A 23,471-nucleotide genomic window follows, 5' to 3' on the forward strand; every position below is an offset into this window, starting at 1 on the left:
GCGAAGAACCGATGCCCGTCGGCACCCCACGCGTTCCTCGGCCGGAGCAGGCCCAACCAGCCGTCTTCGTCAGGCTGCGACGCGCGGCGGGGCGAGATGCGGGATCGGCACCGGTTTGCGTGACGGGACCCACAACGGGTGGGATGCCACTCGCACGACGTCGTCCAGCACTTGCTGCGGGGACGGATACGACGACGGCAGGCCGAGCCGGCGCAGCCAGACGATCTCGTACTCGCCCTCGCGGGCCTCGTGGATGCACGCGACCGTACGATGAGGGTCATGCTGCTCGCGTGAGCGATCGACGATGATCCACTCAACGGGGGTCAGCTGCTGCAGTGTGAACCTGTCGTTCATCAGTGGTGCTCCTCTGCGCGCGGAGTCGGTCGTTCTCGTCCTGGAGCGGGATCACCAGCGCGATCCCGGCGAGGTTCAGTCCGGCATCCAGAAGGTCGCCGATGCGACGCAGCATGACCAGGTCGTTCGCGCTGTACCGGCGGGTGCCTCCGGCGGAGCGATCCGGCAGCAGCAGCCCGCGGGCCTCGTACGCACGCAGGTTCTGCACGCCGGTTCCGGCCAGCTCGGCCGCGACCGAGATGCCGTACACCCCGCGGTCGGGGTCCGGCTCGGCAGGGGTCGAGGCTGTCATCGCGCGTGCTCTCCTTCAGGAACTTCCGACTCGTCTCTTGCATCCACCATGCCACGGGTGGTACAAAAAATCTATGGCGACTGATATAGATCGCTAGAACCTCAGTCGTCACAGCATCAACGCAACAGAGAAGACGGAGGTGGAATCATGTTGATGCGCACCGACCCGTTCCGCGAGCTCGACCGGCTCGCTCAGCAGATGCTCGGGTCCGACGGGACGATGGCCCGACCCGCGGTGATGCCGCTGGATGCGTGGAGGGCGGACGACACCTTCCACGTCGAATTCGATCTGCCCGGGGTCGATCCGGAGTCGATCGACGTGGATGTCGAGCGGAATGTCGTCACGGTCCGTGCCGAACGCCCGCACCGGGCGAGCGACGCGGAGCTCATCGCCGCCGAACGCCCTCGCGGCATCTTCAGCCGCCAGCTGGTGCTCGGCGACAACCTCGACACCGAGCACATCAGCGCGAACTACGACGCGGGAGTCCTGGCGCTGAGCATCCCGGTCGCCGAGCAGGCCAAGCCGCGCAAGATCCCGATCGCCGGCGGGCGGACCCAGCAGGCGATCAACGCCTGAGACGCGGTGCCGACATGCGTGGGCGTGTGAGCGACCGGCGTGTGGACGAGGTGTTCATCGACCTCATCTGCAGCGACGAGGAGCTGCTCGCGGCCGAGTTCGACGCGATCGTCTCGGCGAACTGGCCCGGTCCTCCGCCTGTCGCGATGCGCGCAGGCGTTCCAGCACCGGGACGCCCGGTGCGTCGGCGACCGCCGTCGGGTGATCGCGGCACGCCTGCGCCGGACGAGAGGGGCGGCACCGTGCCTGCCCGATCGCGGCAGCGCTCGCCGCCCGCCGGCGCGCGACAGGCTCGGACGGGTGGATGCCGGCTGACGCGGCATCCACCCCGTCCGAGTCTCAGCCGCAGCCGGGACGGCAGCCGCGCTGGGTCACGGCGTCGATGAGCACCGTGCCGATGTCGGTCGGCTGCAGCGCCTGGTACGCCGCGCCGTCGGTGGCGGCGGCGATCTGCTCCAGGGCCGCCTGGTCGGTGTCGGGCCCGTAGCCGATCGCGATGACGGCGACCGGTTTCGCAGGATCGCGGAGCTTCTCCAGCTCCGCGAGGACGCCCGGCAGGTCCAGGCCGTCATCGTCCTCGTTGACGCCGTCGGTGTTGAGGAGCACCAGGTTCACCTTGCCGGGCTCGTAGGTCTGCCGCATGTAGGTCACGGCGGCGAGCACGCTGTCGTACAGGCCCGTCCCGCCGCCGACGAGGGTGTCGAGACTGTTCGCGGTGTCGATCGTGAGCTGCTTGTGCGCCGGGTCGCCGAGCGAGCCGAACGGCACGATCTCTTGCCAGTCCTGCCCGCCGATCCGGCGGCTGGAGAACACCCAGGTCGCCAGCGACGAATCGGCCGAGAGCGAGTTGACGGCGCGGACGGCCGCCTGCTCGAACAGGTCGATGCGTCGCATGTCGGCCGTGACAGGCTGCAGCATCGAACCCGAGACGTCGTTGAGCGACAGCATCCGCGAGGGGGCCGTGAGCACCTGCCACGTGCGCAGCGCCTCTGCCTGGTTCGCGCTGGTGTCGGCGTCGGGCGCAGCGATGGTCGTCTCGGCGTCACCGGTGGCGGTGGCCGGGGGGCTGCCGGCGGCGTCCCGGAAACCGTGCTGGGCGAGCACGTCGCCCGCGTCGGCCGCAGCCGATACGAGCGCCTTCACCGCGGCGGCGGTCTGGTCCGAGGCGCCCGCGACCGTCACGAGCGGCACGCTCACCGCCGGCTTCACGTCGGCGGGGTACACCGCGACCAGCGGCGTCGCGGCATCCTCGTCGTAGGCCTGCACGGCCTGCTCGGTGGTCACGGCGACCGTCGGCGTCGTCGCGGCCGACACGGCGTCGAGTGCGGCCGTCGCGGTCTGTGTGACTCCCGGATCGAGCCCGAGCGCGAGCGCGGTGAAGGTGCGTGCGTCGCCGTTGAGCGCGGTCTGCAGCGCGAGCAGCGCGGCGGAGCTCGCAGCCACCGTCGCCGGATCGGGCAGTACGACCGCCACCGAGCGCTGCGCGAAGCTGGAGAACCCGGCCTCGGCAGCCGCGAGGGTCGCTGCGGTGGGCTCGGTCGTCGCGAACACCACAGGCGTGCTCGCGAGCGCGCCGTCGACGACGAGGTCGGCGGCGTCCACTCCGGTGCGCTCGGCCTGCCCGGTCACCCGTGCGGGCCACATCGCCGAGTCGGGCACCCACACATCGAAGTCCGGCTCGGCCCCCGTGCTGAGCGCGTCGGCGGTGGCCGCGCTGTCTTCGGTGACGATCGTCGCATCGGGACAGTTCTCGCCCATGCCGTCGACGATCGCCTGGACCGCTCCTGCGACCGCGGGGTCGGAGGTGATGCGCAGATCGGACGGCAGGCATCCGCCCGCCGCGACCGGCGGCTGCTCGGCCGCGGGCTCGCCGCCCGCGCCGCGGGCGAAGACGACGCCGATCACCACGACGAGGGCGACGACGAGGCCCAGCACGACGGCGAGCAGGATCAGCGAGCGCTTGCGCTGCTGGGCGGCGCGGACCTCGGCGCGGGTCGGGGAACTGCTGCTGGCGGGCGTGTTCGGCTGCACTCGAACCACTGGCACTCCGATGGACGGCGGGTCGGGAACCCGCTGCGGGATACGTCGTCGTATCTGGGAAATACGGCGTCGTATGTGGGGGGATACTTCCGGTGGAGTATAGGCGACTGGCCAGCTGACCCGAAACGGAACGCCTCCACTCGGTGCCGGCCGGCCGCTCGCCTACGCTGTGAGCACCACGAGCAGCGAAGGAGCCGAGGTGTCTGACCACGACGCGCACCCCGCCCACGACCACGTCCCCGATGCGGGGGAGCCGAGCATCCCCGAGCTCGAGGAGGACGAGAACGTCGCTCCGCGTCCTGAGGAGGAGATCGCCGACCTGCTGCGCGCGAAGCCGGATGTCGCAGACCACGCGAAACACCCCTGACGAGCCGGAGCCCGTCAGGGGTGTCTGTCTCGGCCGGGTCTAGGAGTTGATCTGCTCGACGACGTCGTCGGCCGATTTCTCGATGGCCTCGCGAAGCTTGTCGTAGTCGTCGGAGTCGATGGCCTTGCTGATGCGCTTGTCGGCGCGATCGAGCGCCTTCTCGACCCTGTCGGCCCACTTGTCGTCGACCACGGCGACGACGGCCGAGGTTCCGGGGGCGAGGTACTCGTCGACGTCGACCCCGAACTGCTTCTCGTCGCGGCTCTTCTTGATCTTGCCGAGCAGCGCGCCGATGCCGGCGCCGACGGCGGTCGCGGCCAGCAGCGGCGGAGCGAACAGCCCCACGACCACGCCCGCGCCGGCGCCCCAGGCGGCCCCGTGGCCGACCGTCTTGTCGCCGTGCTCGTGGACCTGGACCTTGCCGTCCGTGTCGCGCACCAGCACGACCGCTCCGACGATCTCGTACCCGCCGGCATCCTGGCCGCTGCGCAGCGCCTGGTAGTCGTCCGACGCGGCGGCGGTGTCGTCGTACGAGCCGACCACCAGTGCGAGATTCTTCGTGCCCATTGACTGCTCCTTCGAATCGCGTCCGGAAGCGCTCGGCCCAACGCCCCCACTGCTCCGCTTCAGGACGGTGGTGCGATCGTAGCGCCGGGAACGCGGCGGTGGGGAGGGCCGAAGGTCCCTGTTGCGCGGCGTTTCGCGCCGGCGCTCAGTCCGGGTCGGACGGGTCGATCGGGGCGTGGTGATCAAAGGCGGCGGTGCCGCGCTTCCAGTACCCGTTCACCGATACCTGCTCCGCCGGGAGGGCGAGCGTTCGCTTGAGGTGTCGGCGCAGCGGGATGAGGGAGGATGCCTCACCCGCCGCGAACACGAAGGTCGCGGCATCCACTCCCACGGCGTCGACCGCGCGCACCAGGGCCTCGGGGTCGCCGGGTGAGACGGGATGCAGCCGGACGTCGTCGCGCCCGGATGTCGCCGCGACATAGTCCGCGACCCAGTCCCCGCCGTCGGCGGACACCGCGACGAGGTCGACGGACGTGGCCGCGGGCACCTCGGCGGCCCAGCGCGTCGCGGACGGCAGCGCGGTCTCGTCGCACACCAGCAGCAGGTGTGCGGCGCCCTGCGGCGCACCGCGGGAACCGCGCGGCCCGACGAGCACGAGCTCGTCGCCGACCTGTGCGCCGCTCGCCCACGCCGAGGCAGGTCCTGGCGAGGGGTGCAGGTAGAAGTCCAGGTCGACGGCGACCCCGTCGGCGGTGCGGGCGACGCGCACCGGCGTGAAGTCGCGCGACAGCATGGGACGGTCGGGGCGGGCGATGCCGTCTTCACCGGGGCCGAGTGCGCTCGGCGCGACGAGCTCGCCGGTCTCGGGGTCGGGGAAGAACACCTTCACGTGGTCGGCCGGACCGCTGCTCGCGAAATCCCCGAAGCCGGGTCCGGTCAGCCGCACGCGTCGCATCGCCGGCGAGACGTCATCGACCGACACGACGTGCGCCCGGCGTGCGGTGAAACGGTGCCGTGCGCCGGCGCGCGAGAACGGCGACACTCCGTCGGCGCCCTGCGGGAGCGGGGCGGCGGGAGTGGGCGGGATCGAGGCATCCGTCATGTCGTCTCCTTCGGCGGTGCGGCGGGGGCTCCGTCCAGCAAACCACGCCCCGAAGCGATCGGCGCCGGGAGGTCACCGGCCGAGCAGGCCTCGCCGGCGCAGCGCCTCGCTCATAAGCTCCGCTGCTCGACCGCTGCGTCGGCGCTCGACAGCGAGGCCGCGGCCCGTTCGAAGATGCTCCGCATCCACGCGTGCTCGGGGTCCCGGCCGTGGACGGGGTGCCACCACAGGGCGTTGACCACGGGCGTGGCGTCGAAGGGAGCCGTGAGCGTGCGCACGCCGGGCACGGACTCGGCGACGTGGGCCAGCCCGGCCTGGATCAGGCCCAGGCGGTCGGTGCCGGCGATGAAGTACGGCAGTGCGAGGAAGCTCTCGACCACGGCTTCGATGCGCGGCTCGACCCCGAGCTGCTGCAGCTGGCGCGCCGCCGAGGTGAAGGCGGTGCGGGACTGGTACGTGAACACCCACGGCAGCTCGCCCAGCACCTCCATGGTGAGCTGCTCGCCGACGCGCTCGTTCGACTCCGAGGCGACCACGACCCAGTCGTCGCGCCACAGGTCCGCATAGGGCAGGTCGGTGAGGTGGCCGTGCGGGATCACCATGCCGTCGGCAGAGCGCAGCCGGTTGATGACGTCGTCGACGATGGCGGGGTTGTGCAGCATGAAGCGGAACCGCACGCCGGGAGCCTCCTCGGCGGCGAGCCGCGAGACCTGGCTGCCGATGGTGGCGAAGCCGTAGTCGGAGCCGTAGATCGAGAACTCGCGGGTGGAGTCCCGCGGGCTCCAGGTCGCCTGGCTCTCGAACACGCGGCGGGCGGCTTCGAGCGCCGTCGTGGTGTGCTCGGTGAGGCGGAGCGCGAGGGGAGTGAGCTCGTAGGTGTTGCCCCGGCGGGCGAGGATCTGGTCGTTGAAGTGCGTGCGCAGTCGGGCCAGCGACGCGCTCAACGCGGGCTGGCTCAGGTGGAGCCGCTCGGCGGCGCGCGTCACGCTGCGCTCCGTGAGCAGCGCATCCAGAGCGACGAGCAGATTCAGGTCGAGGCGGGAGAGCAGGGGTTGATCGGACACATGCTCCTCCGGATTCGGGATGCCTCTGTCCAGTGTATCCGTGCGGTCTATGTCGGCGGGAAGTGGCATCGTTCGCGGCGATGTGCACGCCGCGGTGCGATTATGCGCGCATCCAACTTACTTATGTCTAAATCAATCCTAAGACTGATAGTCTCGACGGGACTTCCGGTCCGCGACAGCGCGGTCCCGACCCAGAGAGCGAGCATCGATGCTTCTCGAGAGAGACCTCATCCAGTCCGTCGGCTTCCGCAACGTGCGCGAAGGGGGCGAGATCACCGGCTTCCAGCTCCGCCTGCGCATGCCGTCGTACCGGGGGATGGCGGCATCCCTCATCGACGGCGTCGCGGTGCGCGTGGGCGATCTCGTCGACGTCCCCGCGGACGTGCCGCGGTGGACCTTCGCCGGACGCACGTACTGGCTGCAGGAGCTGTGGGACTCGGACGGCGTCCGGTGGCCGCTCGAAGAGGCCGCGATCGTCACGGTGCCGCACCCGGGAGGCCTGCCCGAGGGCACCCACGAGGTCTCGATCCAGCTGCGCCTGCGCATGTCGTACATCCCGCAGGAGCACCAGCCCTCGACGTACGAGGTGTCGCGCCACATCACGCTCACCTCGTCCGAGGACGGCGGTCCCTTCCAGTACGGCGTCAGCCTGTACAGCTTCATGACCGACTACGGCACCGTCATGGACCTCGAGACCGCGCTCGCCGCCGTCGCGGACGTCGGTGCGACCGGCGTCGAGATCCTCGGCGAAGGGCACATCGAGCGGTACCCCGAGCCGACGACCGAGTGGATCGACCGCTGGTTCTCGCTGCTCGAGAAGTACTCGCTCGAGCCGACGAACTACGGGTCGTGGATCGACACACGCCTGCATTCCAGCGGCGTGCACGCGCGCGACCTCACCGCAGTCGATGGGGCGGAGATGCTGCAGCGCGACCTGCGGCTCGCCAAGCGTCTCGGCTTCCGCTTCGTGCGCCCGAAGATCGGCGTCGTCTCGAGCGACCTCATCCCGCACCCGATCTGGACCGAGTCGGTCGAGCGCTCGCTCGACCTCGCCGCCGAGCTCGATGTCGTCATCTGCCCTGAGATCCATTCGCCGACGCCGATCAAGCACGAAGTCGTCGACGACTACATCGACCTGATCGAACGCACCGGCACGCAGCACTTCGGCCTGCTGCTCGACACGGGCATCTTCCAGGACCGGCCCATCCCGCTGAAGCCGGGCGAGCTGCCCGGTCGCCGCCCGGCCTTCCTGGACGGCATCGCGGTCGACCCCGCCGATATCGCCGACATCGCGAAGTACGTCGTCTTCATCCAGGCGAAGTTCCACGACATCGACGAGAACCTCGAAGACCAGCAGATCCCGTGGGAGCCCGTCCTGCGCGCGCTGAAGGATGCGGGGTACACGGGCTACCTCTCCAGCGAGTACGAGGGCGAGCGGATCCCGTGGCGCTCCCTTGAGCAGGTGCGTCGACAGCACTCGCTCATCCGCTCGATCGCCTCCCGCCTCTGACCCTCCCGGAGCGAACCATGCCCAACGGACTCATCGCCGAAGACAGCCTCCGTGCCCACCCGGACGGCCTCGCGCTGCGGCTCACGATCCCCTGGTACCGGAGTCTGTGGCTCTCGTCCGTCTCCACGCTGCGCGTGACTCTCGACGGCGTCGAGATCCCGGTCGACGACCTCGCGTTCGAGCTCGACGGCACCCGGTACGCCATCGCCGAGTTGCCGCAGCAGAGCGAGACGCTGTGGTTCCTGCAGCAGCATCCTCTCCTCGTCGTCCGCCGCGACCGGCCCGCCGCGCTCGGCGAGCAGCATGACGTCGAGATCTTCGGCGAGCTGCGTCTGCCGTACATGCAGATCGCTCCCGGCAAGGACGGCGGCCCGGGCATGTACGTGCCGAACATCGTGCGCCAGTCGCTCACGCTGACGGTGACCGACACGGATGCCGCGGCCCCGGCGATCGCGACGGTCTCGACGCCGGCGCCGCCGGCGACCGACGACGACCCGTTCCGGCTCGGGCTCACCCTCTACTCCGCCAGTGCCGAGTTCCGCGCGGGCTGGTACGACTTCGACGGCCTGCTCGACCGCGTCGCCGAGCTCGGCATCGGACCCGGCATCGAGATCGTGGCGTCTCAGGTGCTGCCCACCTATCCCGTCGTGTCGGACGCCTTCGTCTCCCAGTGGCGGGCGGCGTTCGACAGGCACGGCTTCGACGCCAGCTCGTTCGGCGCCAACCTCGACATGGGCCGGCGGCGCGACCGCGACATGACGCCCGATGAGGAGTTCGCGTTCAGCGAGCTGATGTTCCAGGGAGCGAAGAAGCTCGGGTTCCCCCTGGTGCGCATCCAGTCGGCGAAGCCGGAGCTGCTGCGGCGGCTGCTGCCGGTCGCCGAGCGGCTGGAGCTGAAGCTGGCGTACGAGATCCATGCGCCGATGGGGCCGAACGCCGAGGCGATCCTGAAGGTGCGCGACACCTACGCCGAGCTGGACTCACCGCTGCTCGGGTTCGTCGCGGACTTCTCGGCAACGATGCGCAGCATGTCGCCGACCCTGCTGCGGGCCGTGCGCCGGGCGGGGCTGGACGACCAGGCGGTCGCGGAGCTGCAGCGCATCTGGGCGACCGATGCGACCATGCAGGAGCGGCAGCAGGAGTTCATCGGCTACCTGAAGAGCCGCGACTTCGACCCCGGACGGCTCGGCGCGTTCGCCCATCTCGCGTTCAACATGCACGGGCATGTCGATCCACGCGGGTGGACCGACATCATGCCGCAGATCCTGCACGTGCACGCGAAGTTCTACGAAATCGACGAGACCGGCCAGGAGCCGGCGATCGACTACCCGGAGCTCGTGCGCGTCTTCGTCGAGGGCGGCTACCGCGGCTACTGGTCGAGCGAGTGGGAGGGTCACGCCTTCGCCGAGCTCGGCGAGGTCGACCCGCTCGTGCTCGTCCGCCGGCAGCACGACCTCATCCGTGCCTCGATGCGCGCGGTGCAGGCGGCGCATGTCTGACATCGAGGTCGACTTCCGCGCTCTGCCGCTGCCCGAGGTGCTCCGGATGCTCCGCGAGCGGGGGGAGCCGGCCGACCCGCGCCCCGGGATCGACACCGCGTCGCTGAAGCGCCGATTCCCGCGGCTCGCGAACGTCGAGACCCGCGATCTCACGATCGCGGGCCCCGTCCGTGCGGTGCCGGTGCGGCTGTACCGGGATGCCTCGGCCGAGGCATCCCGTCGCGCTCTCGTCTGGGTCCACGGCGGGGCGTTCATCGGCGGTCACCTCGACATGCCGGAGTCGAACTGGGTCGCGCTCGAGCTCGCGGCCCGCGGGATCCCGGTACTCGCCGTCGACTACGTCAAGTGCCTCGGCGACGTGCACTTCCCCGAGCCCTCGGACGACGTGCTCGTCGCATGGCGGTACGCGCTCGAACATGCGGGGGAGCTGTTCGGCACCGGCGACGTCCTCCTCGGGGGTGCCAGCGCCGGCGGCAACCTGACGGCCGGCGCGGTCGCGCGGCTGCGGGATGCCGGCGAGCCGGTGCCCGCGGGGGTCGTCCTCGTCTACCCGGTCGTGCACCCGAACGGCCCCGGGGCCTCGGCCGAACTCGACCGCGACTCCCCGCAGGGAGCGCTCGCGCTGAACTTCGCAGGGTCCGTCGAGGCGTTGTCGGATCCGCACGCGTTCGCGGCGCTCGGGACGGCCGACGGCCTGCCGCCGACGTTCGTGCTCGTGTGCGAGTCGGACGAGCTGCGTCCGTCCGGCGAGGCCTTCGCCCGGCAGCTGGAGACCGCCGGAGTCGACGTCGTGCTGCGACTCGAACGGGGCGCCGGCCATGGCCACATCAACGAGCCTGCCGACCCGACCGCGCTGCCGACCGTCGAGGCGATCGCGGGCTGGATCACGAGGTCATGACGACGTTCGTCAATCCGGTCCTCGGCGGAGACCGACCCGACCCCGCGGTGATCCGGGTCGGCGACGAGTACTGGTTGACGTACTCGTCGTTCGAGTCGGCGCCCGGACTCCTGCTCTACAGATCTCCGGATCTCGTGAACTGGATCTACGCCGGCTCCGCTCTCGCCGAGCCGCTCGGGAGCACCTTCGCCGTCGACATCGCCGAGGTCGGCGGCCGCTTCTTCATCTACATCCCGTTCATCCCCGCGCCGTGGTCGAAGCTGACCGAGCCGTCGATCTTCGTCGTGCATGCGGCATCCATGGAAGGGCCGTGGTCCGAGCCCATCGACCTCGGCATCCGCGGAGCGATCGACCCGGGCCACGTCGTGGGCGAAGACGGCAGACGCTACCTCTTCGTCAACGGCATCCGCCGCACCGCTCTCACCGACGACGGTCTCGCCACGGTCGGCGAGCTGGAGCAGGTGTACGACGGCTGGCGGTACCCCGACGACTGGATCACCGAGGCGTACGCGCTCGAGGGGCCGAAGCTGTTCCGCCGAGGCGAATGGTTCTACCTGGTGAGCGCCGTCGGCGGCACGGCCGGTCCGCCGACCGGCCACATGGTCATCGTCGCGCGCTCCCGGTCGGTGCATGGACCCTGGGAGAACAGCCCCCACAACCCCGTGGCGCGCACGGTGGACGCGGCCGAGAAGTGGTGGTCGCGCGGACACGCCACGATGCTCCCCGCCGTCGACGGCAGCTGGTGGATGGTGTCGCACGGGTACGAGAACGGCTACCGCACGCTCGGGCGTCAGATCCTGCTCGAGCCGATCGCGTGGACCGACGACGGCTGGCCCGTCGCCGGGACCGACGACATCGGCGGCGAGCTGGAGGCGCCGTCGGCGGCATCCCACCAACCTCCTTCTGTCGGTTTCCACGACGGTTTCGACGCGCTGCGCCTCGGCGAGCGATGGACCTTCCACGCGCCGTCGCCGGGTGAAGCCGCGCGCCTCACGCTCGACGACGGCCTGGTGATGGCGGGCAAGGGAGCGGGGCCGGGCGCCACATCGCCGCTCGCTCTCGTGGTCGGCGACCACGCCTATGAGGTCGAGGTCGACGTCGAGATCGACCGGGCCGAAGGCGGCCTGCTGCTCTTCTTCAACGACCGGCTGTTCTGCGGCATGGGGATCGACGGCGAGCGGATGCGGAGCTACTCGGGCGGCCACGTCACGCACTGGCGCGAGCCGGCGCCCGCGGCCGGCCGTCTGCAGCTGCGGATCCGCAACGACCGCCACATCGTCACCGGCTGGTACCGCGTGCCGGGCGGCGAATGGATGCGTCACGCCATCCGCTACGAGACGTCCGGGTACCACGCCAACACGATGGGCGACCTGGTCAGTCTGCGGCCGGCGCTCTATGCGGCCGGCGAAGGGTCGGTGCGCTTCCGCGACTTCCGGTATCGTCCGCTGATCTGAGTCACATGACCCTGAGGTCGATCGCCTGCGTCGAGGCGAGCGTGCTGCCCACGTGAAGCCGGAAGAGCCCGGGTTCGACCACGAACGCGGGCGCCGCGGCTCGCGTCGCCCAGAAGCCGAGCTGCTCGCGCCCCATCTCGAAGGTGAACACCGTCGTCGTTCCCGGCGGGATCGTCCTGCGCTCGAAAGCGACGAGACGGCGGACCGGTGGAGCAACGCTCGCGACGGTGTCTTCCACGAAGACCTGCACGACTTCGTCGCCGCTCCGCGCCGAAGTGTTGACGACGGCGAGTGCGAGCGTCAGGGCCCCGCCGCCTTCGAGCTCGGCACCCGTGATCGACGCCCCAGAGAGCGTCGCCGTCGCGTGCGAGAACGTCGCATAGCCCGATCCGTGGCCGAAGGCGAACTGCGGGCCGAGCTCGAGGTCGAGGTACTTCGAGGTGTATCTGTCCTGCAGGTTCGCCGGCCCGTGCAGGCCGATGTCGACGGTCTCGGCGTTCTCTGAGGTGAGAGAGCCGCCCGTCGTCGCGGGGCGGCCGGTGTTCTCGTGCGCGTAGTGGATCGGGATCTGGCCAACCGACCGCGGCCATGACATCGGCAGGCGTCCGGCGGGCTCGGCGTCGCCCAGGAGGACGTCGACGATCGCCTCTGCGGCCTCCGTGCCGCCGTGCCATGCGACGACAACCGCCGGCGCGACGTCGATCCAATCCGAGACGACGAGCGGGCGACCGGTTTCCACAATCACCGCGAAGGGGACGCCGGTAGCGGCGATCTCGCGGATCAGCTGCGCTTGGCAGCCCGGCAGGCGCAGATCGCTGCGCGAGGCCGCCTCGCCCGAGAGCGTGCTCGGCTCGCCGACGAGCACCACGACGACGTCGCTCGCCCGTGCGGCATCCCGGGCCTCCGCGATGCCGGATGCGTCCTCGCCGAGGAAGTCGACGCCCGCCACCACCCGAAGCTCGACACCGGGACGCCTCGCGGCGAACTCGTCGGCGACGGACCGGGCTGCCGCGCCGAAGGACTGCGTCCACGCGCCGAGGTGGTCCGTCGACGCGGCGTACGGGCCTGTCAGCAGCACGCGGGATGGAGTCGCCAGCGGCAGGGTGCCGTCGTTCGCGAGCACCACCGACGACCGGGCGGCGGCGCGCCGGACCAGCGCCCGCCCGGCGCTGGTGGGCGCGACGAGCTCGTCAGACTCGGGAGCGTAAGGGGCGTCGAAGAGCCCGAGCGACTCCTTGAGCCCGAGCACCCGGGCGACCGCGTCGTCGAGGCGCGCAGGGTCGATCGCCGCGAGCGCTCCGGCCGCGACCTCGCGGGGTGCGCCGCCCATCTCCACGTCGAGCCCGGCCCGGAACGCCAGCGCAACGGCATCCGCGAGGTCTTCTGCGACGCCGTGCGGGAGGAGGTTGCGCACGGCGTCGGCGTCGCCCACGAGGACGCCGTCGAACCCCCATTCGTTCTTCAGCACGTCCGTCAGCAGCCTCCTGTTGGCGTGCATCGGCACTCCCGCGACGGTGTTGAACGCCGCCATGACCGAGGCCGCGCCCTCGTCGACGACGGCGCGGAACGGCTCTAGATAGACGTTGCGCAGGCGGTGCTCCGACACGTCGACCCCGTTGTAGTCGCGGCCGCCCTCCGGCTGTCCGTAGGCGACGAAGTGCTTCGCCGTCGCCGCGATCGAGCCCCGGTCTGCGAGGTCGTCTCCCTGGTAGCCGCGCACCATCGCGCGCCCCATGATCGAGGTGAGGTGGACGTCTTCGCCGAACCCCTCGACCACGCGCCCCCATCGAGGATCCCGCGAGATGTCGACCATGGGCGAGAAAGTCCAGGTGACGCCCCCGGAGCGCGCCTCGGCGGCGGCGAGTGCGGCGAGCTGTTCGACGAGAGCGGGATCGAAGCTCGCCGCCTGCCCGAGCGGGACCGGAGCGATCGTGCGCTGCCCGTGGATGACGTCGAGGCCGACCAGCACGGGGATGCCGAGACGGGTCTCTTCGACGGCGACCCGCTGCAGCGCGTTGGTCGCGCCCGCCGAGCGGGGCCAGAAGATCGAGCCGACGCCCTGGCGGATCAGGTCGGCCGCGTCGTCGTGCCGCGGGCGGAAGACGATCTGCAGCTGGCCGAGCTTCTCGTCAGGCGTCATCTCGGCGAGCAGTCGCCGCACACGTGCGGATCGGGTCATGGCGGGGCTCCTCAGGTATGCGGTCGGCGAGCGTCCACGCCCGCGGTTCATGACGATGCCGCCCGGGGCGTTCGCCTCGGGCGGCATCGTTCACAGCGGATGGGCGGTCAGTCGCCCCAGGCGGCATCCATCTCGGACAGCACCTGCTCGACCGTCTTCTGGCCGGTCAGCAGACCCTGCACGCCGACGCCGAGGGCGTCGTAGACGGCGGGGTTCGGCCAGCTGGCGTTCGGGAGGCCGACGAAGTCGCCGTTCTCGAGCTGGTCGGCGATCGGCTGGTAGATCGGCAGCAGGTCGTCGGCGGTCACGCCGGTGATCGGCACGAAGCCGGACAGGTCGGCGAAGGCCTTCGCCTGCTCCGGCTGGGCGACCCAGTCGAGGAAGTCCTGCGCGGACTTCTTCGCGCCGTCGCTGGCCTTCGCGTTGATCGCCCACGCGTAGTTCGCCGAGGCGAGGACGAACGGCTTCTGGCCGTCGGCGGGCGGGAAGGCCTGCACGTTCAGCTCGACCCCGGTCGCGCTGCCGATCGAGATCGCCGCCGAGCCGGGGACGGCTGCGGTCAGCGACTGTCCGCCGGCGATGTTGGCGGTGATGTTGTCGAACGTGCCGCCGGCGGCGCCGTCCTGGAAGCAGCCCTTCTCGTTGAGCTCGATGACGTCGTTCAGCGTCTCTTTCCAGCCGTCGCTGTCGGCGAAGGTGACCTTGCCGTCCGCGCGCTGCTCGTTCCAGTCCGGCTCGCCGGCGTAGACGCGCGTGGCCGAGATCAGCTGGGCGAGCAGCCCCGTGTTGAAGGGGATCGCGCCGGCGACGACCGTGAACGACTTGCCGGCGTCGCGCACGGTGGCGCAGTCCTTCAGCATCTGGTCGTACGAGTCGGGGTACTCGGCGACACCCGCCTCCTTGGCGGCGCCCGGGTTGTAGACGTAGCCGACCGGAGCCAGTGCGGTGGGCTGGCCGTAGATCTTGCCGTCGACCTCGTAGAGGTTCTGCGTGCCGTCGGGGACCACGCCCTCGGACGTCTTGTCGAGCGGCTCGAGGAACCCGGCCTCGGCGAGGGTCACGACCGAGATGGCCTGACCGGTGCCGGGCGAGAGGACCATCATGTCGGCGGCGTTCCCGCCCTGGAGCTGCGTCGTGACCTGGGTGTTGTAGGCCTCCGACGGGTAGGGGATGACCTCGACCTTGACGCCGGTCTCTTTCGAGTACGCCTCGAGTGTCTTGGCGTAGTTGTCGTCGGCGTCGTTCGCCTGCGCGACCATGACGGTGAAGGACGAGCCGGCGGCGTCGCCGTCGTCGCTTCCGCCGCTGTTGTCGCCGTTGCTGCCGGAGCAGCCGGCGAGGATGAGGATGCCGGCCACCGGTGCCGCGAGAAGCGACCAGCGGAGAGGCCGGGAGGCTGTGTGCTGTGGCATTTCGACCCTTTCGTGACTTCGTTGTCGCCAGCTCGGGTTGCTGGCTCGGCCTCGGGGCCGCATCTCAAGCGTCGCATGATATGTAGGTTTCTGACATTAGTTCTGCTTATGTGCGGCACTTGCCTCGTTGATCCGGGATGGCATCGCGGGGGTGTCCCCGACTTATATCCGGTATTGCCAAAACTAATGTGTGCTTCCGACACAAGTGTGTGATAGTGGCTGGGACGCCGCCGGTGAAGGGGCGCATGACGACGAGGTCAGAGAGCAGATGACAGTGACGATCGAGCGAGACGCGACGCGCACCCTCACGGTGCCTCCCGAAGCCCGCCGCACGCCGCGCCCCCGCGGCCGGCGCCCGCTGATCAGCTACGGGCACTGGTGGTGGGCGCTCCCCGCCATCATCCTCGTGATCGCGGTGCACTACGTGGCGAACCTCACCGGAGGGTTCTTCGCCTTCACGAACTGGACCGGCCTCGGCGACTGGGAGTTCATCGGCCTCGACAACTTCGTGCGGATCTTCAACGACCCGCTCATGGTCGGCGCCGTGGTCAACACGCTGTTCCTGGCGTTCGGCTCCGTGATCCTCACGAACATCCTCGGCCTCGGCTTCGCGCTCGCGATCAACCGCACGCTCAAGACGCGCTACATCCTGCGCACGCTGCTGTTCATGCCGGTCGTGCTGAGCCCGCTCGCGGTCGCCTACATCTGGAAGTTCATCTTCCAGTTCAACGGCCCGCTCAACGGCTTCCTGGCCGCGATCGGTCTGGAGTCCTGGCAGAAGGTGTGGCTCGCAGACCCCACGTGGTCGATCTGGGCGATCCTGCTCACCGTCGTGTGGCAGCAGACGGGCTTCGTGATGGTCATCTACCTCGCCGGACTCGCCTCGGTGCCCGTCGAGCTCGAAGAGGCGGCCGCACTCGACGGCGCCGGCGTCTTCAAGCGGTTCTGGCACGTCATGGTGCCCGGCATCCGTCCCTCCATCGCGATCGCGACCACCCTCGGGATCATCCAGGGACTGCGGATCTTCGACCAGATCCTCGCGCTCACGGGAGGCGGCCCCGCGGGGGCCACCGAGACGCTTGCGACGCAGGTGTACAAGCAGGCCTTCTCGCTCGGGCAGTTCGGCTTCGGCTCGGCCCTGGCTCTCGTGCTGACCCTCATCATCCTCGTCTTCGCGATCCTGCAGCAGTACGCGACGCGCGACCGCGACGCGGCTCGAAAGGCCTGACATGTTCCGCTACACGAAGCTCACCGCGGCGCGCGAAGTGATGATCTGGATCATCACGCTGATCGGGCTGCTGCCCTTCTACTTCCTCGTCGCCACCGCGTTCAAGACCGATCAGGAAGCGCTCACCACCAGCGCCATCACGCCGCCGCAGTCGCTCGACTTCAACGCCTTCATCGAGGTGCTGACGACGGGCGGCCGCAACAGCATCCCGATGGCGATCCTCAACAGCGCGATCATCACGGCGGGCGCCATCTTCGGGCTGGTCCTCTTCGGCTCGGTCGCCGCGTACGTCATCACGCGCCGCACCCGCACGTGGACGAACCTGACCTTCTACCTCGTGCTCATCGCGATCGTGCTGCCCGCGCAGCTGGGCACCGTGCCCCTCTACATCGGCGCGCGGAGCGTGGGTCTCACGGGCAACGCGCTGGGCATGATCCTGCTGTGGATCGGCATCCTGCTGCCCCTGTCGGTGTTCCTCTACGCCAGCTTCTTCCGCGGCCTCACGACCGAGTACGAAGAGGCCGCCGTCATCGACGGTGCGTCGCCGACGCAGGCGTTCTTCCGGGTGGTGCTTCCGCTGATGGCGCCGGCGACCGGCACGGTGGCGATCCTCACGGGTCTCATCATCTGGAACGACTTCTTCAACTCGCTGATCTTCCTCGGCGGCTCGACGACGCAGACGCTGCCGGTCGCCATGTACACGTACGTCGGCGGCCTGGTGTCGGCGTGGAACAAGATCTTCGCCGTCGTGATCATCTCGATGATCCCGATCCTCGCGTTCTACATGTTCGCGCAGAAGAAGTTCATCCAGGGCTTCGCCGGCGGTCTGAAGGGCTGAGCTCCGCCCAACGATTCGGGGGCGACCGGATCGTCGAGCGGTCGGGCGGTGGATGCCGTCGGCCGCACGTCGCCCACACATCTGACACCCGCACACCGGAGGGCCCCATGTATCAGCTCGCACCCAACATCGAACTCCTCTTCACCGAGGCCGGCGACTACCACGACCGCGTGCGCGCGGCGGCGGCCGCGGGCTTCGACGCCGTCGAGATGTGGGGGCCCACCGGCGTCGACGCGCCGGCGGCGCGGAAGGACCTCCCGGCACTGAAGGCGGCGCTCGAAGAGACCGGCACGCAGCTGACGGCTCAGCTGTCGGAGCCGCGCACCCAGTTCATGATCCCGCCGTGGGATCACTCCGAGTTCTTCCGCAAGCTCGACGAGGGCGTCGCGATCGCGCAGGACCTCGGCTGCCCGAGGATCGTCGTCGGCAGCGGCACCGGATTCGGCGGCTGGAAGCGGCAGGTCCAGCTCGACAAGCTCATCGAGATCTACCAGAAGGCCATCGCGCAGATCGACGGGTCGGGCATCACGCTCGCGCTCGAGCCGGTCAACGTGCGCGTCGACCACCCCGGGTCGCTGCTGGACCGCACCGCCGAGGCCGTGTACGTCGCCCGCGGCGTCGACTCGCCCTTCTTCGGCGTGCTCTACGACATCTATCACTCTGCCGTGGAGGGCGAGGACATGGCGGCGGAGCTCGCGAACGCCGGTGACCTCATCGCGTACGTGCAGCTGGCGGATGCCCCGGGCCGCGGAGAGCCGGGCTCCGGCGACCTCGACTGGGCGGCCAAGCTCGGCGCTCTCCGTGCGTCCGGCTACGACGGACCGATCGGGCTCGAGTACTACCCGACGCAGGAGTCGGCGGCATCCGTCGCCCTCATCCGGGATCTGGCGGCGTCGGCATGAGCCGATACCCCGAGGCCGTCGACGTCGCCATCGTCGGATCGGGTCCGACCGGAGCCGCCTACGCGCGGATCCTGAGCGAGCAGGCGCCCAGAGCGACGATCGCGATGTTCGAGGTCGGGCCCACGATCTCGGACCCGCCGGGGGCGCACGTCAAGAACATCGCCGACCCCGAGGCGCGGGCCCGTGCCCAGGCCGCCTCGGAGGGGCCGGGGGAGCGGGGTGCGAAGGTCGCCAACCCCGGAGCCGCGAAGGCAGGCGTGCGAGCCGCCCGTCCGGGCACGTTTCTGCTGCCGGACGGCTATCAGTTCCCGGGCGAAGACGGGCTCCCCGTCGCCGCGATGTCGAGCAACGTCGGCGGCATGTCCGCCCACTGGACCGGCGCCTGCCCGCGTCCGGGTGGCAGCGAGCGCATCGCCTTCCTGCAGGATCTCGACGAGCTCCTCGCGGAAGGCGACCGGCTCCTGGGCGTGAGCACGAACGCGTTCGACGCGGCGCCCTTCGGTGAGATCGTCCGCGAGCGCCTCGCGAGGGCCGTCGACGAGGGCCGTACCGCCGAGACGAAGGTGCAGCGGATGCCTCTGGCCGCGCACCGCCGCGAGGACGGCCGCCTCGTGTGGTCGGGATCGGATGTCGTCCTCGGCGATGTCACACGCGCGAACCCGGCCTTCTCTCTCTTCGACGAATCCCTCGTCACCGCCGTGCTCGTACGCGACGGGCGCGCGGCCGGCGTGCGGGTGCGCGACCTCCGCTCCGACGAGACGCACGAGGTGGCCGCCCGGTTCGTCGTCGTCGCCGCCGACGCCCTGCGCACTCCGCAGCTGCTGTGGGCCTCGGGCATCCGTCCCGCCGCTCTCGGGCGCTACCTCAACGATCAGGCGCAGGTGGTCTTCGCCTCCCGGCTGCGCGGCGTCGAGACGCTCGGGGCCGACGCCCCGACGACGGGTCTGGCCGAGTACAGCGGAGTGAGCTGGGTGCCGTTCACCGACGACGTGCCCTTCCACGGCCAGGTGATGCAGCTCGATGCCTCGCCCATCCCGCTCGCCGAGGACGACCCCGTCGTTCCCGGCTCGATCGTCGGCCTCGGACTCTTCTGCGCGAAGGACCTGCAGGCCGACGACCGGATCGAGTTCGACGATGCCGAGCGAGATGCCTACGGGATGCCGGCGCCCCGCATCCACTACACACTGACCGATCGCGACCACCAGGTGATCGAACGCGCGCGCGCAGAGATCGTGCGGCTGGGCGAAGCCGTCGGCGAGCCGCTCGATCCCCGCCCGTTCACGCTTCCGCTCGGGTCGTCGCTGCATTACCAGGGCACCACACGGATGGGCGAGACCGACGACGGCACGAGCGTGTGCGGTCCCGACAGCGAGGTGTGGGGTGTTCCGGGGCTCTTCGTCGCCGGCAATGGCGTCATTCCGACCGCGACGGCGTGCAACCCGACCGTCACGTCCGTCGCTCTCGGCGTGCGCGGCGCCAGGAAGATCGTGCGCGATCTTGCTTCTGTCTGATTCAGACATTAGAGTGTAGAAACAAGGACAAAGTAGTCAGGAGTTGACGTGATCCCCGATCGCATCATCGAGCAGGGAACGCTCACGACCGACGGCACCCGTGCTGCGGTCGAGGTTCGCCTGCCGTGGTACCGCGCGCTGCCCGCTTCGTGCCTCGGCGGCGCGAAGCTCACCGTCGACGGCGTCGAGGCGCCGGCGGAGTCGCTTCGCTGGGAGATGAACGGCCGGACCTTCACCTTGGCCGAGCTCGTCCCCAACACCGAGGAGTGGTGGTTCCCCGCCGACTCCGCGGTGCTGTCGGGCGACATCCCCCTCGAGGGCGATGCCGACCACACGGTGGAGGTCGGCCTGGTCCTCTACATCCCCTACATCGTCATCGGCGACGACGAGGTGCTCCACATCGAGGAGCACGACACGAAGACCATGACCGCACGGAAGGCGGTGGCGGCATGAGCGCCCCCCACACGAAGGGCAGTCCCATCCAGGGCGTGACGCTCTACAGCTTCACCCGGGCCTTCCACGGCCGCGAGTACGACCTCGAGGGGCTCATCCGCAAGGTCGCCGCCGACGGATACGGCCCAGGCCTGGAGATCATCGGATTCTCCAGCTTCCGGGGCTTCCCCGAGATCGACGACCACTACGCCGGCTGGTTCAAGGACCTCATCGCCGAGACCGGGCTCGTCACGACCTCGCTCGCGGTCAACGCCGACATCGGCATCCACCGCGACCGTCTGCTCACGCAGGACGAGCTGCTGGAGTACATGCGCCGGCAGATCGCGGCGGCGGCCAAGCTCGGCTTCCCCATCGCCCGCGTGCAGATCTCGATCACGCCCGACTCCATGGAGGCCCTGGCTCCCATCGCCGAGGAGTACGGCGTCACGCTCGCCCTCGAGGTGCACGCCGACCAGTACGCCTCCCACCCGCGCATCCTGGCGCTGCGCGACCGCTACGACAAGGTCGGGTCGCCGTTCCTGGGCTTCACGATGGACTGGGGCGCCACCGTCTCGGGCTTCGCCCCCTCGCTGATCGAGGCGTACCGCCGCCGCGGCGCCTCGGAGGAGCTGCTTGCGGCGGTCACGGGGCTGTGGGACGAGTTCTACCGGCAGGGCCCGCCCGCCGACCAGGCCGAGCACGGTCAGCGCTTCGGCCGGTTCATCGGCCTCGCCGCGCAGCACGGTCGCCCCGACCTGGGGATCGACATGGGCATCAACGCGACCGGCCTGTTCGGTCCGGCGCGCGTGGACGACTGGCTCGAGATCTTCCCGTGGATCAAGCACGTCCACGGCAAGTTCTTCGGCATCGACGAGAACGGCGAAGAGCCGTCGGTGCCGGTGCGCGACCTCATCCGGCTGCTCGTCGAGAACGGCTACAACGGTGCGATCTCGAGCGAGTACGAGGGCTGGCACTGGAACTACTGGCAGTCGCCCTTCGACATCATCCGTGACGAGCAGGCCGTGCAGCGCGCCGCTGCCGCCGACGCCGGCTCGCACATGACCACCGACCTCAGCGAGGCGCGGGCTCAGCTCGCCGCCTGGCTCCCCACCACGCAAGGAGCATCCGCATGACCGACGGCATCGCCGGCACCGGCATCAAGCTCGGCACGACGCTGTACTCCCTGACGAGCGAGTTCGCCGCGGGCCTCTACACGCCCGAGACTCTCATCGCCGCCGTCGCGGAGGAAGGCATCGGACCGGGCGTCGAGTTCAACATCGCGCAGCTGCTGCGCACGTACCCCGACGTCGACCAGGAGTTCGTCAAGCTCTGGTTCGACTCGCTCGAGAAGTACGGGCTGGAGGCGAGCGCCGTCGGCACGAACCTCGACATGGGCCGCCGCAAGGACCGCGACATGACGCCCGACGAGGAGCACGACTTCCTCGCCCGCCAGCTGAAGACCGCGCACACGCTCGGCTTCAAGAAGGTCGTCATCCGCTCGCACGGCAAGGAGCTGCTGCGCAGCCTCCTGCCGCTCGCCGAGAAGTACGACCAGTACCTCGGCTACGAGATCCACGCGCCGTCGGGGCCGAACAACCCGGCCGTCGTGCAGATGCGCGAGATGTACGACGAGCTGCAGTCGGAGCGCCTCGGCTTCACCGCGGACTTCTCGTCGACCATGCACTCCCTCTCTCCGCTGCTGCTGGACCAGCTGGAACTGATGGGCATGGACCCGAAGCACTTCGCGGTGATGGACGAGATCTGGCACGAGCCGATGCCGATGAACGAGCGCAACCAGAAGTTCGAGGACTACCTGATCGGCGAGGGTGTCGACCCCGTCGGATTCGGGCCGCACACCCGCCTGGCTTTCAACATGCACGGGCTCGTGCCGCCGGAGGAGTGGCTCGACATCATGCCGCAGATCTTCCACGTGCACGCGAAGTTCTACGACATCGACGAGAACGGCGACGAGCCGGCGATGGACATCCCGCGCATCGTGAAGCAGTTCGTCGTGGGCGGCTACCAGGGGTATCTGTCCAGCGAGTGGGAGGGTCACGCGTTCGTCGACCTCGGCGTGGTCGACCCGATCGACGTCGTGAAGAAGCAGCACGCCCTCATGCGCAAGGCCATCGAAGAGACCGTCGCCGAGCAGTCGAAGGAGACCGCCGATGTCTGACACCGCCACCGACGTCTCGGTCGCGCAGCTCGCTGCCGAGCTCGCCGACCTCCGCGAGCAGGTGACTGCCGCCCGCGCCCTCGCGCAGCGCGCCGAGGACCGTGGCCAGGTCGAGAACCTGTTCAACCGCTACATGTACCTGCACAACGCGTTCGAGGACGAGCAGATCATCCCGTTGTGGGTGAAGGAGGGCACGGAGGGCATCCGCGCGCGCTACACCAACGCCGGCCAGTACACGACGTGGGAGAGCGTGACGCGCTACCACCGCGACCGCCCGCACCCCGAGGGCAAGCTCATCCTGCACGCCACGACGACGCCGGTGATCGAGGTCGCTGCCGACGGCAGGACGGCCAAGGGCGTCTGGCTCATGGCGGGCACCGAATCCGGTCTCACCGACCCGAAGGTGGCCGAGGCGTTCCCCGACATGTACTCGCCCGACGAGGTGCTCGGCAAGAAGGTCTGGGCCCACTGGGTGTGGTGCAAGTACGCGATCGACTTCCTCAAGCAGGACGGCGAGTGGAAGTTCTGGAAGTTCCGCTGCTACGAGCTCGCCCGTGCGCCGTTCGAGGAGAACTGGGTCAGCTTCGGCCTGAAGAACCAGGGCGCGTTCGACCTCGACCTCATGTACTTCGGCGACGACGGCAAGCCCGTCTTCATGCCGCCCGCCGATGAGCCCGTGCCGTCGACGAACCACCCGTACAGCCCCGAGACGGTGCAGAAGCTCGAGCCCGTGCCGCCGGTGCGGCACGAGACCTTCACCGACACGCTCGCCTGAGCCCGGAGGAACCGCCATGGCCACCCACAACTCCCTCTTCGCCGAGAAGGACGTCCGTCGCACCGACGACGGCATCGCGGTCTCGGTGCAGCTGCCCTGGTATCGCAGCCTCTGGCTCTCGGCTGTCGACGAGGTCGCGGCATCCGTCAACGGCGTCGCGGTCCCGCGTGAGGACCTGCGCTTCGTGCTGCAGGGCCGCACGTACACGATCGACGAGCTGCCCGAGCAGTCCGAGACGCTGTGGTTCGTCGCCGACCGGCCGGATGTCGTGATCCCGCTGGACCACGTGCCCGCGGAGGGCGAGAAGCTCACCGTCGAAGTCGTCCTGACCATGCGTCTGCTGTACATGCAGATC

23 protein-coding genes are annotated in these 23,471 nt (G+C 69.7%); 15 read left to right on the forward strand and 8 right to left on the reverse strand.

Annotated elements, in window-relative coordinates; translation table 11 throughout:
- Positions 1–69 precede the first annotated feature (69 nt).
- Both ACTHNQ_RS03035 and ACTHNQ_RS03040 read right to left on the reverse strand, forming a co-directional pair.
- Positions 70–354, reverse strand: coding sequence for a hypothetical protein (locus tag ACTHNQ_RS03035; protein ID WP_440330977.1), 285 nt, complete (start codon positions 352–354; stop codon positions 70–72).
- Positions 314–646 (reverse strand): MerR family transcriptional regulator, encoded by a 333-nt coding sequence (locus ACTHNQ_RS03040; RefSeq protein ID WP_440330978.1) that lies wholly within the window; start codon positions 644–646, stop codon positions 314–316. The genes ACTHNQ_RS03035 and ACTHNQ_RS03040 overlap by 41 nt, the downstream gene beginning before the upstream one ends.
- Before the next feature lie 147 nt (positions 647–793).
- Between ACTHNQ_RS03040 and ACTHNQ_RS03045 the strand changes: the two genes are divergently transcribed.
- The gene (locus ACTHNQ_RS03045) at positions 794–1,222 is read left to right on the forward strand and encodes an Hsp20/alpha crystallin family protein (RefSeq protein ID WP_440330980.1); all 429 of its coding nucleotides are present in this window, start codon (positions 794–796) and stop codon (positions 1,220–1,222) included.
- Positions 1,223–1,561: 339 nt separating this feature from the next.
- On the opposite strand, the gene ACTHNQ_RS03050 is transcribed toward ACTHNQ_RS03045, so the two are convergent.
- Positions 1,562–3,262 carry a VWA domain-containing protein gene (locus ACTHNQ_RS03050; protein WP_440330982.1) on the reverse strand — a complete coding sequence of 567 codons (1,701 nt, stop codon included), beginning with the start codon at positions 3,260–3,262 and terminating at the stop codon, positions 1,562–1,564.
- A gap of 199 nt (positions 3,263–3,461) precedes the next feature.
- On the opposite strand from ACTHNQ_RS03050, the gene ACTHNQ_RS03055 reads away from it, so the two are divergent.
- Positions 3,462–3,629, forward strand: coding sequence for a hypothetical protein (locus ACTHNQ_RS03055; protein ID WP_440330983.1), 168 nt, complete (start codon positions 3,462–3,464; stop codon positions 3,627–3,629).
- Positions 3,630–3,668: 39 nt separating this feature from the next.
- Here ACTHNQ_RS03055 and ACTHNQ_RS03060 read toward each other — a convergent pair whose 3' ends face one another.
- The 3 genes from ACTHNQ_RS03060 to ACTHNQ_RS03070 form a co-directional block, all read right to left on the reverse strand.
- Positions 3,669–4,196 (reverse strand): DUF1269 domain-containing protein, encoded by a 528-nt coding sequence (locus tag ACTHNQ_RS03060; protein ID WP_440330985.1) that lies wholly within the window; start codon positions 4,194–4,196, stop codon positions 3,669–3,671.
- Positions 4,197–4,341: 145 nt separating this feature from the next.
- On the reverse strand, positions 4,342–5,238 hold the full coding sequence (locus tag ACTHNQ_RS03065) for a siderophore-interacting protein (RefSeq protein ID WP_440330987.1): 897 nt from the start codon (positions 5,236–5,238) through the stop codon (positions 4,342–4,344).
- 110 nt (positions 5,239–5,348) lie between these two features.
- Complete coding sequence (locus tag ACTHNQ_RS03070) at positions 5,349–6,302, reverse strand: LysR family transcriptional regulator (RefSeq protein ID WP_440330988.1); 954 nt, start codon at positions 6,300–6,302, stop codon at positions 5,349–5,351.
- A gap of 208 nt (positions 6,303–6,510) precedes the next feature.
- Between ACTHNQ_RS03070 and ACTHNQ_RS03075 the strand changes: the two genes are divergently transcribed.
- Genes ACTHNQ_RS03075 through ACTHNQ_RS03090 form a run of 4 tightly spaced genes read left to right on the forward strand, consistent with a single transcriptional unit; the run spans position 6,511 to position 11,663 of the window.
- Positions 6,511–7,812, forward strand: a complete 1,302-nt coding sequence (locus ACTHNQ_RS03075; RefSeq protein ID WP_440330990.1) for a C-glycoside deglycosidase beta subunit domain-containing protein — start codon at positions 6,511–6,513, stop codon at positions 7,810–7,812.
- Positions 7,813–7,829: 17 nt separating this feature from the next.
- Complete coding sequence (locus ACTHNQ_RS03080) at positions 7,830–9,311, forward strand: C-glycoside deglycosidase beta subunit domain-containing protein (RefSeq protein ID WP_440330992.1); 1,482 nt, start codon at positions 7,830–7,832, stop codon at positions 9,309–9,311.
- Positions 9,304–10,209 carry an alpha/beta hydrolase gene (locus tag ACTHNQ_RS03085; RefSeq protein ID WP_440330994.1) on the forward strand — a complete coding sequence of 302 codons (906 nt, stop codon included), beginning with the start codon at positions 9,304–9,306 and terminating at the stop codon, positions 10,207–10,209. The genes ACTHNQ_RS03080 and ACTHNQ_RS03085 overlap by 8 nt, the downstream gene beginning before the upstream one ends.
- Positions 10,206–11,663 carry a family 43 glycosylhydrolase gene (locus ACTHNQ_RS03090; RefSeq protein ID WP_440330996.1) on the forward strand — a complete coding sequence of 486 codons (1,458 nt, stop codon included), beginning with the start codon at positions 10,206–10,208 and terminating at the stop codon, positions 11,661–11,663. Before ACTHNQ_RS03085 ends, ACTHNQ_RS03090 begins: the two co-directional genes overlap by 4 nt.
- Before the next feature lies 1 nt (position 11,664).
- Here the strand turns inward: ACTHNQ_RS03090 and ACTHNQ_RS03095 are convergent, their stop codons facing one another.
- Both ACTHNQ_RS03095 and ACTHNQ_RS03100 read right to left on the reverse strand, forming a co-directional pair.
- Positions 11,665–13,842: a glycoside hydrolase family 3 N-terminal domain-containing protein gene (locus ACTHNQ_RS03095; RefSeq protein ID WP_440330998.1), complete on the reverse strand. Its 2,178-nt coding sequence runs from the start codon at positions 13,840–13,842 to the stop codon at positions 11,665–11,667.
- Between the two features lie 107 nt (positions 13,843–13,949).
- The gene (locus ACTHNQ_RS03100) at positions 13,950–15,254 is read right to left on the reverse strand and encodes an ABC transporter substrate-binding protein (RefSeq protein WP_440331000.1); all 1,305 of its coding nucleotides are present in this window, start codon (positions 15,252–15,254) and stop codon (positions 13,950–13,952) included.
- Between the two features lie 268 nt (positions 15,255–15,522).
- On the opposite strand from ACTHNQ_RS03100, the gene ACTHNQ_RS03105 reads away from it, so the two are divergent.
- The 9 genes from ACTHNQ_RS03105 to ACTHNQ_RS03145 form a co-directional block, all read left to right on the forward strand.
- Positions 15,523–16,482 carry a carbohydrate ABC transporter permease gene (locus ACTHNQ_RS03105; RefSeq protein ID WP_440331002.1) on the forward strand — a complete coding sequence of 320 codons (960 nt, stop codon included), beginning with the start codon at positions 15,523–15,525 and terminating at the stop codon, positions 16,480–16,482.
- A 1-nt stretch (position 16,483) separates the two neighbouring features.
- Positions 16,484–17,320, forward strand: a complete 837-nt coding sequence (locus ACTHNQ_RS03110) for a carbohydrate ABC transporter permease (RefSeq protein ID WP_440331004.1) — start codon at positions 16,484–16,486, stop codon at positions 17,318–17,320.
- A 107-nt stretch (positions 17,321–17,427) separates the two neighbouring features.
- Positions 17,428–18,222 carry a TIM barrel protein gene (locus ACTHNQ_RS03115; protein ID WP_440331006.1) on the forward strand — a complete coding sequence of 265 codons (795 nt, stop codon included), beginning with the start codon at positions 17,428–17,430 and terminating at the stop codon, positions 18,220–18,222.
- Positions 18,219–19,733 (forward strand): GMC oxidoreductase, encoded by a 1,515-nt coding sequence (locus ACTHNQ_RS03120; protein ID WP_440331007.1) that lies wholly within the window; start codon positions 18,219–18,221, stop codon positions 19,731–19,733. Before ACTHNQ_RS03115 ends, ACTHNQ_RS03120 begins: the two co-directional genes overlap by 4 nt.
- A gap of 48 nt (positions 19,734–19,781) precedes the next feature.
- On the forward strand, positions 19,782–20,186 hold the full coding sequence (locus ACTHNQ_RS03125; protein ID WP_440331009.1) for a C-glycoside deglycosidase beta subunit domain-containing protein: 405 nt from the start codon (positions 19,782–19,784) through the stop codon (positions 20,184–20,186).
- Positions 20,183–21,298, forward strand: a complete 1,116-nt coding sequence (locus ACTHNQ_RS03130; protein ID WP_440331011.1) for a sugar phosphate isomerase/epimerase family protein — start codon at positions 20,183–20,185, stop codon at positions 21,296–21,298. Before ACTHNQ_RS03125 ends, ACTHNQ_RS03130 begins: the two co-directional genes overlap by 4 nt.
- Positions 21,295–22,341 carry a sugar phosphate isomerase gene (locus ACTHNQ_RS03135; RefSeq protein WP_018170253.1) on the forward strand — a complete coding sequence of 349 codons (1,047 nt, stop codon included), beginning with the start codon at positions 21,295–21,297 and terminating at the stop codon, positions 22,339–22,341. Before ACTHNQ_RS03130 ends, ACTHNQ_RS03135 begins: the two co-directional genes overlap by 4 nt.
- A complete protein-coding gene (locus ACTHNQ_RS03140; protein WP_440331013.1) occupies positions 22,334–23,116 on the forward strand; it encodes a nuclear transport factor 2 family protein in 783 nt (260 codons plus the stop codon). Before ACTHNQ_RS03135 ends, ACTHNQ_RS03140 begins: the two co-directional genes overlap by 8 nt.
- 16 nt (positions 23,117–23,132) lie before the next feature.
- The coding region (locus tag ACTHNQ_RS03145) for a C-glycoside deglycosidase beta subunit domain-containing protein (protein ID WP_440331015.1) at positions 23,133–23,471 on the forward strand (339 nt) is incomplete at its 3' end.

This window comes from Microbacterium sp., assembly GCF_051953575.1.
Taxonomy (GTDB): Bacteria; Actinomycetota; Actinomycetes; order Actinomycetales; family Microbacteriaceae; genus Microbacterium.

What these genes read in the sequence shown, in the direction of transcription:
- ACTHNQ_RS03035 (WP_440330977.1), bottom strand. Translation starts at nt 354, where the DNA reads ATGAACGACAGGTTCACACTGCAGCAGCTGACCCCCGTTGAGTGGATC.
- ACTHNQ_RS03040 (WP_440330978.1), bottom strand. Translation starts at nt 646, where the DNA reads ATGACAGCCTCGACCCCTGCCGAGCCGGACCCCGACCGCGGGGTGTAC.
- ACTHNQ_RS03045 (WP_440330980.1), top strand. Translation starts at nt 794, where the DNA reads ATGTTGATGCGCACCGACCCGTTCCGCGAGCTCGACCGGCTCGCTCAG.
- ACTHNQ_RS03060 (WP_440330985.1), bottom strand. Translation starts at nt 4,196, where the DNA reads ATGGGCACGAAGAATCTCGCACTGGTGGTCGGCTCGTACGACGACACC.
- ACTHNQ_RS03065 (WP_440330987.1), bottom strand. Translation starts at nt 5,238, where the DNA reads ATGACGGATGCCTCGATCCCGCCCACTCCCGCCGCCCCGCTCCCGCAG.
- ACTHNQ_RS03075 (WP_440330990.1), top strand. Translation starts at nt 6,511, where the DNA reads ATGCTTCTCGAGAGAGACCTCATCCAGTCCGTCGGCTTCCGCAACGTG.
- ACTHNQ_RS03080 (WP_440330992.1), top strand. Translation starts at nt 7,830, where the DNA reads ATGCCCAACGGACTCATCGCCGAAGACAGCCTCCGTGCCCACCCGGAC.
- ACTHNQ_RS03085 (WP_440330994.1), top strand. Translation starts at nt 9,304, where the DNA reads ATGTCTGACATCGAGGTCGACTTCCGCGCTCTGCCGCTGCCCGAGGTG.
- ACTHNQ_RS03090 (WP_440330996.1), top strand. Translation starts at nt 10,206, where the DNA reads ATGACGACGTTCGTCAATCCGGTCCTCGGCGGAGACCGACCCGACCCC.
- ACTHNQ_RS03095 (WP_440330998.1), bottom strand. Translation starts at nt 13,842, where the DNA reads ATGACCCGATCCGCACGTGTGCGGCGACTGCTCGCCGAGATGACGCCT.
- ACTHNQ_RS03100 (WP_440331000.1), bottom strand. Translation starts at nt 15,254, where the DNA reads ATGCCACAGCACACAGCCTCCCGGCCTCTCCGCTGGTCGCTTCTCGCG.
- ACTHNQ_RS03105 (WP_440331002.1), top strand. Translation starts at nt 15,523, where the DNA reads ATGACAGTGACGATCGAGCGAGACGCGACGCGCACCCTCACGGTGCCT.
- ACTHNQ_RS03110 (WP_440331004.1), top strand. Translation starts at nt 16,484, where the DNA reads ATGTTCCGCTACACGAAGCTCACCGCGGCGCGCGAAGTGATGATCTGG.
- ACTHNQ_RS03115 (WP_440331006.1), top strand. Translation starts at nt 17,428, where the DNA reads ATGTATCAGCTCGCACCCAACATCGAACTCCTCTTCACCGAGGCCGGC.
- ACTHNQ_RS03120 (WP_440331007.1), top strand. Translation starts at nt 18,219, where the DNA reads ATGAGCCGATACCCCGAGGCCGTCGACGTCGCCATCGTCGGATCGGGT.
- ACTHNQ_RS03130 (WP_440331011.1), top strand. Translation starts at nt 20,183, where the DNA reads ATGAGCGCCCCCCACACGAAGGGCAGTCCCATCCAGGGCGTGACGCTC.
- ACTHNQ_RS03135 (WP_018170253.1), top strand. Translation starts at nt 21,295, where the DNA reads ATGACCGACGGCATCGCCGGCACCGGCATCAAGCTCGGCACGACGCTG.
- ACTHNQ_RS03140 (WP_440331013.1), top strand. Translation starts at nt 22,334, where the DNA reads ATGTCTGACACCGCCACCGACGTCTCGGTCGCGCAGCTCGCTGCCGAG.